Here is a 10,250-nt window from a genome sequence, read left to right on the forward strand (position 1 = left end):
CACCTACCTGTCCAATATTATCATAACATGTGATCTGTGGTGTTGTCCAGAGGCATTTAAGAAAAAGTTTTTCGAAAAAAACTTATAGCCCTTGATATACAAGGGCTATATTTTTATGCTTCAGGTCTGATTTTCATTGCTATTGTTGATATTTTTTATATTTATATGTTTTTTTGTGGATAACTTCTTGAACACCTTGCTTTTTTTTGATATTATATAAGAATAGGCTGTGAATAACCTATATAAAAATAAAGTTATTCACAAGTTGTGGACAAAATTGTGAATAACTACTACAATGTTGTATAAAACTTATAACTTTTATCTGTTTTTAGCTATATAAGTAGATTTATTCGTTATTTAATATGTTGATATATTTTTTTTTTGATTGTTAGTAATTTAAGTTATATTAGAAGTATAAACAAAGTTATTAACATGTGCATATTTTTAATGCTACTTATTAACAATTTATAAGTTGTAAATTTAATGTTTATAACTCTGTTTATACATTGTTTACTTTTATATAAAAATTTTTTTAATTGACTGGAGGATAGAACATGAGCACCCAAATTAAAGATATCTGGGAAAAAACCTTAAACATAATAAAAGGCGAACTTACAGAAGTTAGTTTTAATACTTGGATTAAAAGTATAGAACCTATGGCCTTAGACAATAATACTTTTAAATTAGGTGTTCCTAATAATTTTACCAAAGACATTCTAGAAAATAGATATAAAGATTTAATAATGAATGCTGTAAAATTACTTACATCTAAAACATATAAGATAGATTTCTTTATATTATCTGAAGAAGTAGCGGAAATAGAGTCACCTAAATCAAAACGAGAAGCCGAAAGGAATAGCTCAATAGTTAATGACGAAATGTCTGCAACGTTAAACCCAAAGTATACCTTCGACTCTTTCGTCATTGGAAACAGTAATAGATTTGCTCATGCAGCATCTCTTGCCGTAGCTGAATCTCCCGCAAAGGCATATAACCCACTGTTTATTTATGGGGGGGTTGGTCTTGGAAAAACACATTTAATGCATGCTATTGGCCATTATATATTGGCTAATAACCCTAAATCTAAGGTTGTATACGTATCCTCTGAGAAATTTACAAATGAACTTATAAATTCTATTAAAGATGACAAAAACGTAGAATTTAGAAATAAGTATAGAAATGTAGATGTACTTTTAATTGATGATATTCAATTTATTGCAGGTAAAGAACGTACTCAAGAAGAGTTCTTTCATACATTTAATGATCTTCATGAAGCAAATAAACAAATTATCTTATCTAGTGATAGACCACCTAAAGAAATACCTACTCTAGAAGACAGGCTTCGGTCTAGATTTGAATGGGGACTTATAGCCGATACACAAGCCCCTGATTTTGAAACTAGAATTGCTATTCTAAAAAAGAAAGCAGATGTAGATAATTTAGTTATACCTAATGAAGTCTTGGTGTATATTGCCACAAAGATAAAATCTAATATACGAGAACTAGAAGGAGCTCTTATTAGAATAGTAGCTTTCTCTTCACTAACTAATAAAGAAATCGGTATAGATTTAGCTTCTGAAGCACTTAAAGATATTATTTCTAATCGGAATTCAAAACAAGTAACTATTGAACTGATACAAGATATAGTTTCTAGCTATTTTAATTTAAAAGTAGAGGATTTTAAATCTTCAAGAAGAACTAGAAACATAACCTTTCCAAGACAAATTGCAATGTATTTGTGCAGAAAACTTACAGATATGTCACTACCTAAAATAGGAGAAGAATTTGGAGGCAGAGATCATACAACCGTAATACACGCCTGTGAGAAAATATCTAAAGGTCTTAAAGAAGATGAAAATTTACAAGATAACATAGCAGAACTTACTAAAAAGATAAATCAAAAGTAGTATAATGCCTATACTAACTGATGTTACTAACAATTGTTGATACTAGTTATATATAACCCTGTGTATAAAATAATACATAACTCTCAGCTGTTGATACTGTGGATAACTGTAGTTTTTTTTTGCATACATATCCACATTTAGTTATCATGATTATTGTTCGGGCTTAAAGCCTAGCATAGGTTACTAACATATCAACAGCCCCTACTACTATTACTACTATTTTTGATTAGTATCTTACCTATCTTTAATTAATTTCCCATGTGGATAAGGAGGCCTTTTTTTAATGAAATTTATATGCGAAAAAAATGTATTACAAGAAGCCATTTCAAATGTACAAAAAGCTATTACTGGAAAATCTACTATGCCTATATTACAAGGAATATTAATAATTGCAAAAAATAAAGAAATAACGCTTATAGGATCTGATGTTGATTTAAGCATTGAAGCTAAAATTACTGCAGACGTTATTGAAGATGGAAGTGTAGTATTAGATTCTAAGCTTTTTGGTGAAATTATAAGAAAATTACCTAATAGTACAGTAGATATCTCTTCTGATGAGAATAATTCTATTAAAATAGTTTGCCAAAAATCATATGCAACTATAATACATATGAATGGTGATGATTATCCGAGTTTACCTAATATAATAGAAAATATGATTTTTTCTATTTCTCAAAAGGTATTAAAAAATATGATGAAAGGTACTATATTTGCAGTTGCTCAAGATGAGACTAGGCCAATTCTTACAGGAGTATTATTAGAAATAAAAGATAAAAAGCTTAATCTTATAGCACTAGACGGATATAGAGTAGCCTTTAGAAGTGAACATGTGGATAACGATTATAGTATAAATGCTGTAATACCAGGTAAAACATTAAGCGAAGTAGCAAAAATACTAGAGGAAACCGATGAAAATGTTAATATAACATTCACTCCAAACCATATTCTATTTAACATTGGTAGAACAAAAGTTATATCAAGACTTCTCGAAGGTGAGTTCATAAAATATAATTCAATAATACCTGAAGAATATAAACTAAAAATAACAGCTAAAAGAGCTGAATTACTAAACTGTATAGAAAGAGCATCTCTTATGGCAAAGGAGGGAAATACAAATTTAGTTAAATTTAATATAGAAGAAGATATCATGATAATTACATCCAATTCTCAATTGGGAAAGGCTAGAGAGGAAATAAATATAATTTTGCAAGGAGAGCCTCTGCAAATTGCATTTAACTCTAAATACCTAATAGAGTTACTTAAAATCATGGAAGAGGAAGAAATCATTATGGAGTTTTCTAGCGGTGTTAATCCTTGTGTAGTGAAAAACAAGGAAATAAATAATTGTACTTATATGGTATTACCAGTAAGGATAAGAGCTACAAATAATTAATAATAAAATATATTTATAAAAATATTTGTGGGAAGAAGGTTTTTAAATGAATGAAATAAAGATAGAAACGGATATAATAAAATTAGATTCTTTTCTAAAATGGGCTGGAATAGCTTGTTTAGGTACAGAAGCAAAATACTATATCAAAAATGAGGATATTAAAGTTAATGGTGAGATAGAAACTCAAAGAGGCAAAAAATTAAAAAAAGGTGATATAATTGAGTTTAATAATGAGTCTTATAAAATAGTTTAAAATAAATGAATGCACCGTAGAAATATTAAACTTTCTACGGTGCACAATTTATGTTTATTGTAAAATGATTTTAAGAATATAATTATACATATTAACTAATATAATTATATATATATATGTTATAATCATAATAGGTGATTATATGCATGTAAAATATTTACAACTTTTAAATTTTAGAAATTTTAACAAACTATTTATAGAATTAAATAAAGGTGCTAATGTATTTGTAGGAGATAACGCACAAGGGAAAACAAATATTTTAGAAGCGATTTATTATTGTAGTTTGGCTAAGTCTCATAGAACCAATAGAGATAAGGAATTAATAAACTGGAATGGCACAGAAGCATATATAAAACTTTATGTGTGTAAAACTAGACTAGATAAAAAGATAGAAATAAAGATTTTTAAAGAAGGTAAAAAAGGAGTAAATATTAATTCTATAAAGGTTCTAAAACTGTCAGAGCTTGTAGGAAGTTTCAATGTAATCATGTTTTCTCCTGAGGATTTAAATATTGTTAAAGATTCTCCGTCACATAGACGGAAATTTCTAGATATAGAACTGTGTAAGTTAAGTAGCCGTTATTACTATAGCTTAACTCAATATAAAAAAATTCTAAATGAAAGAAATGTGGCTATAAAGAAATGGAATACAAATAGTGACATTATTGAGGTATATGATAAACAGCTTAGTGAATTTGGTGCAATTATAATAAAAGATAGAATTACATATGTAGAAAAATTAAATTTAAAAGGAAAAAAAATACATAGTGATATAACGTCCAATAGTGAATTAATAGAGATTAAATATCTAACACCCATAAAAGGATCCGATAACATAGAGGAAAAATTGTATTCTCTCCTGTGTAAAAATAGAAAAAGAGATATTGAAACTAGAACCACATCAATAGGTCCACATAGAGATGACTTTTCCATAGATATTAACGGCAACGATGCTAGAATTTTTGGATCGCAAGGACAACAAAGAACATCGGTTTTAACCATTAAATTTTCAGCACTAGCAATAATAAAAGAACTAACTGGAGAATACCCAGTATTATTACTTGATGATGTACTGTCTGAATTAGATACAAAAAGGCAAGAATATATATTAAATTCTATAAAAGAAGTTCAAACATTAATTACTTGCACTGGGATCAATGATATTAGGAAACATTTAAATTCTGAAAGTAAGATATTTGAGGTTATGTCAGGTGAATTAAGAGAAATTACATAGATTAAAATAAGATAGTATGAATTATTAAGGAGGATATTATATGTTTTTACATTTGGGAGAAAATGTTGTAGTGCCTATAAAAGACATTATAGGTATATTTGACATGGAAACTACTATGTACAGTTCGGATACTAATCAATTTTTAAGAATGGCCGAAGAAGATGGTTTTGTAGAGAGAATAACAAAGAATATGTCTAAATCATTTGTTATAGCTGAGGTCGATAAAAAAAGTAAAATATATTTTTCACCAATATCATCTCAAACACTATCTAAGAGAACAGAAACCGTATATTATGAGCTTTAGAGTAAATTAGGAGGAACATTCATGGAATTAAATAATATTTACGACGAAAGTCAAATACAAGTACTTGAAGGATTAGAAGCAGTAAGAAAAAGACCTGGTATGTATATAGGAAGCACTAGTATTCGCGGGCTTCATCATTTAGTTTATGAAATTGTAGATAACAGTATAGATGAGGCAATGGCAGGTTTTTGTAAGAATATTAATGTGTTTATACACGCAGATAATTCTGTAACTGTTATAGATGACGGTAGAGGTATGCCTGTAGGAATACATCATAAAATGAAAATACCTACTGTAGAAGTTATAATGACAGTACTACATGCTGGTGGAAAATTTGGTGGTGGAGCATACAAAGTATCAGGTGGTCTTCATGGTGTTGGAGCATCCGTAGTTAATGCACTGTCTGAGGTTTGTGAAGTAGAAGTTAAAGTGGATGGTGAAATATGGAAACAAACATTTTCAAAAGGAAAAACTACTAGTACACTTGAGAAAATAGGAACAACAGAGGAACATGGAACAAAAATATTTTTTGCTCCTGATGCAGAAATTTTTGAGGAAGTTGATTTTGATTATGAAACAGTTTCTCAAAGACTAAGAGAATTAGCTTTTTTAAATAAGGGTATAAGAATAACTCTAGAAGATGAAAGAGAAGATAAAAAGCAAGAATTTTTGTACGAGGGAGGAATAAAATCCTTTGTAGAATATTTAAATAGAAATAAGGGTAAAGTTCATCCGGATCCTATATATATACAAGGAAGTAAGGATGATTATATTGTTGAAATAGCATTACAATACAATGATACATACACAGAAAATATATTTTCTTTTGCGAATAATATAGATACTGTAGAAGGTGGAACACATCTAGTTGGTTTTAAAAATGCACTAACTAGAATAGTAAATGATTATGCTAAAAAATTTGGTTATTTAAAAGATAATGATAAAAACTTATCTGGTGAGGATGTACGAGAAGGGCTTACAGCTGTAATATCTATAAAGCTTACGGATCCTCAATTTGAAGGTCAAACAAAAACTAAACTTGGGAATAGTGAAGTAAGAGGCATAGTTGATAGCATAGTTGGTGAGGCTATCAGTAATGTTCTAGAGGAAAATCCTGAGTTAGGTAAAAATATAATAGACAAGTCATTAAATGCAGCTAGAGCAAGAGATGCAGCAAAAAAAGCAAGAGAACTTACAAGAAGAAAATCTATACTTGAAAGTACAACTCTTCCTGGAAAATTATCAGATTGTGCTTCAAAAGACCCTTTGGAATGTGAAATATATCTAGTCGAGGGTGATTCAGCTGGTGGTTCAGCGAAACAGGGTAGAAATAGAAAATTTCAAGCTATACTTCCTCTTAAAGGAAAAATAATGAATGTTGAAAAGCAAAGAATTGACAAAATGCTAGCATCTAATGAAATTAGAGCTATGATAACTGCATTTGGTGCTGGTATAGGTAAGGACTTTGATGTAAAAAAAATAAGATATGATCGTATTATTATTATGACAGATGCAGACGTAGATGGAGCACATATTAGAACTCTACTTCTAACGTTCTTTTATAGATACATGAAAGAATTAGTTGAGGAGGGACATGTATATGTAGCTCAACCTCCATTATTTAAGGTTTCTAAGGGTAAAAAAGAGCAGTATATATATAGTGAAAAAGAGCTTGAAAAGACGCTTTTAGAATTTGGTGGAAAAGACACTAACACTGATATACAAAGATACAAAGGTCTTGGGGAAATGAACCCAGAACAGCTTTGGGATACAACAATGAATCCCGAAGAGCGAACTCTCCTTCAGGTCTGTGTAGAGGATGCAATGGCAGCAGATGAAATATTTACTATTCTTATGGGTGATAAAGTAGAACCACGTAGAGAATTTATCCAAGAAAATGCTAAGAAAGTACTTAACTTAGACGTATAGATTATTTAAATTGATTTGGTCAATTTAATAAAGCAATTGTATTAAGTCATAGGTAATAGTTAAATTATATTCAGAAATGTCGTTAAAATATTTTTTTTAAAGAGGTGTAACATATGAACAATCAGGGGAAAATTTTACCTGTAGATATAAGAAAAGAAATGAAGAAATCCTATATAGATTATGCTATGAGCGTTATAGTAAGTCGTGCACTTCCAGATGTTCGTGATGGTCTTAAGCCTGTTCATAGAAGGATATTATATTCTATGCATGAACTAGGATTAACACCAGAAAAGGGATATAGGAAGTGTGCTAGAATTGTTGGAGACGTTTTAGGTAAATATCACCCACATGGTGATACTGCAGTTTATGGAGCACTCGTTAGAATGGCTCAAGATTTTTCACAAAGATGTATTTTGGTTGATGGTCATGGTAACTTTGGTTCTGTAGATGGTGATTCAGCGGCAGCGATGAGATATACAGAAGCTAAAATGAGCAAAATTACAATACAGATGCTTCGCGATATTAATAAAGAGACAGTGGATTATGTTCCTAACTTTGATGGGGAAGAAAAAGAACCATCAGTTTTGCCTTCAAGATTTCCTAATCTTTTAGTTAACGGATCAACAGGTATTGCAGTAGGTATGGCAACCAATATACCTCCACATAACTTAATAGAGATTATAGATGGAGTGTTAATGCTTATTGAAGACCCAGAAGTAGAAATAAGTGATTTAATGACAAAAATAAAAGGTCCAGATTTTCCTACAGCAGGAATCATTTTAGGAAGAGCAGGAATAAAAAGTGCTTATGAAACGGGAAGAGGAAGAATACTTGTAAGGGCCAAAACGGACATTGAAGAGAATAAAGGCAGAAATTCAATAATAGTAACAGAATTACCTTACCAAGTTAATAAAGCAAGACTTATTGAAGGTATTGCAGATTTAGTAAAAGATAAGAAAATTGATGGAATATCAGACCTCAGAGATGAATCAGATAGAGAAGGTATGAGAATTGTTATAGAACTAAAAAGAGATGCAAACCCTAACATAGTATTAAATAGGCTATTTAAACATACAAGAATGCAAGACACTTTTGGAGTTATAATGATAGCACTTGTTAATGGAGAACCTCAGACTTTAAATTTAAAACAGTGCTTGGTTTATTATTTAGATCATCAAAAAGAGGTAATAAGAAGAAGAACTCAATTTGATCTTGATAAAGCATTAGCTAGAGCTCATATTCTAGAAGGTTTAAAGATTGCATTAGATCACATTGATGAAGTAATTCGTTTAATAAGAGCAGCAAAAATTATCAGTGAAGCTAAAGAAAGTTTAATGAATGCTTTTGATTTATCAGAAAAACAGGCTACTGCTATTGTTGATATGAGACTTGGAAGACTTACGGGTCTTGAAAGAGATAAAATTGAAGATGAGTATAATGAATTAATGAAAACAGTTAATTATTTACAAGAAATATTAGCAGATGAAACAGTATTGCTTAAAATAATAAATGATGAGCTTTTGGAGATTAGAAATAAATATGGTGATACAAGAAGAACTGCAATAGAGAAAAATCCATATAGCTTGGACGAGGAAGATTTAATTCAAGAGGAAGATGTTGTAATAACATTGACCCATGCGGGTTATATAAAGAGGCTTCCAGCTGATACCTATAGTGCTCAAAAAAGAGGGGGTAGAGGTATACAAGGTGTTACTACAAAGGAGGATGATTTTGTAGAACATATTTTTATAACCTCAACTCATAATAATATTCTTTTGTTCACAAATACTGGTAAAGCATTTAGATTAAAAGCATTTGAGATTCCTGAAGGTGGTAGAACAGCTAAGGGAACCAATTTAGTTAATATTATACCTATAGCTAACGATGAAAAAATTCAAGCTGTTATATCTCTTAAAGAATTTACTGAAGATAATTATCTTATAATGGGAACAAAACATGGATTAGTCAAGAAAACATCACTTGATAAATATGCTGCTATAAGAAAGAATGGGTTAAAGGCAATAAATTTAAGAGAAGATGATGAATTAATTGGAGTTGCAATAGTAAATGGACATAGTGAAATGTTATTTGCTACTAAAAATGGTTATTCTATAAGATTTAGCGAAAAAGATGTAAGAGGCATGGGAAGAACTGCAACGGGAGTTAAGGCGTTAACACTAAGACAAGACGATATCGTAGTGGCTATGAATATTGTTACACCTGAAGAGGAACTTTTAGTTATAAGTGAAAATGGTTTCGGAAAAAGAACCTTAGTTTCAGAATACTCACTTCAACATAGAGGTGGTAAAGGGGTAATAACTTACAAGGTATCAGAGAAAACAGGAAAACTTGTAGGTGCTAAAATAGTAAAAGACGGCGATGAAATGATACTTATAAATAGCAATGGTATTGTTATAAGGTTAAATGTTGCTGGAATATCAACTACAAGTAGGAATACTATGGGAGTTACTTTAATGAGGAGCGGAGAAGGAGATAATATAGTTGCTATAGCTAAAATCAATTGTAGCGATGAAATTAATACGGATGAGAGCTTAGAGCAAGAAGACATCATAGAGACTCCATTCATTGAAGAAAATGACTTAGACATAGAGGATAAAGCAGAAGATGAAACAAATAATGAAACAGAAGATTAAAATAGTAAAAAGCTTATTCGAAATAATTTCGAATAAGCTTTTTTTATAGTGTTTATATTTCTTTTATTAAGTACAATCAAATAAAAATATGGGATAGTTATAAACTTATTATAAAAACTAGAGGTATATTTTGTGAAGGATCATTTAAATTATATACAACTAACCTAGTGTATCACTATGAGCAAATTGGAGAAAAACAAAGATATATTTAGAAAAACAACAATAATCTATGAGAATATAATGATAATGTAATTACAGTATCTAATAGATTTGATATAATAATTTTTGTCGCTGAGTGAGCAACTATAGCAGTTTATTTTTTAAAAGTTAAATAATTTTCTAAGTTAGAAATAATGTTTAAAAAAATAGAAAAATATGTTGACAATTTAAAAATTAAATAGTAAGATTATAGAGGTCGTCACATGATGACAAATGAAATTGGTCTTTGAAAATTAAACAGAGAAATAGGTAAAGAATAGCAAAATAATATTTTGCTAAACCAGTTAATTACTTTAGTAAAAAGAAGTAAATTTTAGTCGTAAGACTAAATAGTATGTAATGAGCTTGAGTAACAAC

General features: G+C 29.7%; 7 protein-coding genes. All 7 read left to right on the forward strand.

What is annotated here, in order from left to right; translation table 11 throughout:
* The first annotated feature begins 554 nt into the window (after positions 1 to 554).
* The 7 genes from dnaA to gyrA all read left to right on the forward strand — a co-directional run bounded on the left by dnaA (position 555) and on the right by gyrA (position 9,674).
* Positions 555 to 1,907, forward strand: coding sequence for a chromosomal replication initiator protein DnaA (gene dnaA / locus JJD95_RS18090; RefSeq protein WP_291644568.1), 1,353 nt, complete (start codon positions 555 to 557; stop codon positions 1,905 to 1,907).
* Positions 1,908 to 2,190: 283 nt separating this feature from the next.
* On the forward strand, positions 2,191 to 3,300 hold the full coding sequence (dnaN, locus tag JJD95_RS18095; protein WP_291644569.1) for a DNA polymerase III subunit beta: 1,110 nt from the start codon (positions 2,191 to 2,193) through the stop codon (positions 3,298 to 3,300).
* Positions 3,301 to 3,346: 46 nt separating this feature from the next.
* Positions 3,347 to 3,553 carry an RNA-binding S4 domain-containing protein gene (locus JJD95_RS18100; protein WP_291644570.1) on the forward strand — a complete coding sequence of 69 codons (207 nt, stop codon included), beginning with the start codon at positions 3,347 to 3,349 and terminating at the stop codon, positions 3,551 to 3,553.
* Between the two features lie 142 nt (positions 3,554 to 3,695).
* Positions 3,696 to 4,787 carry a DNA replication/repair protein RecF gene (recF, locus tag JJD95_RS18105; protein ID WP_291644571.1) on the forward strand — a complete coding sequence of 364 codons (1,092 nt, stop codon included), beginning with the start codon at positions 3,696 to 3,698 and terminating at the stop codon, positions 4,785 to 4,787.
* A gap of 40 nt (positions 4,788 to 4,827) precedes the next feature.
* The gene (remB, locus tag JJD95_RS18110) at positions 4,828 to 5,091 is read left to right on the forward strand and encodes an extracellular matrix regulator RemB (protein WP_291644573.1); all 264 of its coding nucleotides are present in this window, start codon (positions 4,828 to 4,830) and stop codon (positions 5,089 to 5,091) included.
* 21 nt (positions 5,092 to 5,112) lie between these two features.
* A complete protein-coding gene (gene gyrB, locus JJD95_RS18115) occupies positions 5,113 to 7,020 on the forward strand; it encodes a DNA topoisomerase (ATP-hydrolyzing) subunit B (protein ID WP_291644575.1) in 1,908 nt (635 codons plus the stop codon).
* A 113-nt stretch (positions 7,021 to 7,133) separates the two neighbouring features.
* The gene (gene gyrA, locus JJD95_RS18120; RefSeq protein WP_291644577.1) at positions 7,134 to 9,674 is read left to right on the forward strand and encodes a DNA gyrase subunit A; all 2,541 of its coding nucleotides are present in this window, start codon (positions 7,134 to 7,136) and stop codon (positions 9,672 to 9,674) included.
* Positions 9,675 to 10,250: the final 576 nt, after the last annotated feature.

Origin of the sequence: Clostridium sp. (assembly GCF_016650035.1) — a bacterium.
In the GTDB taxonomy this organism is placed as follows: Bacteria; Bacillota; Clostridia; order Clostridiales; family Clostridiaceae; genus Clostridium_AD.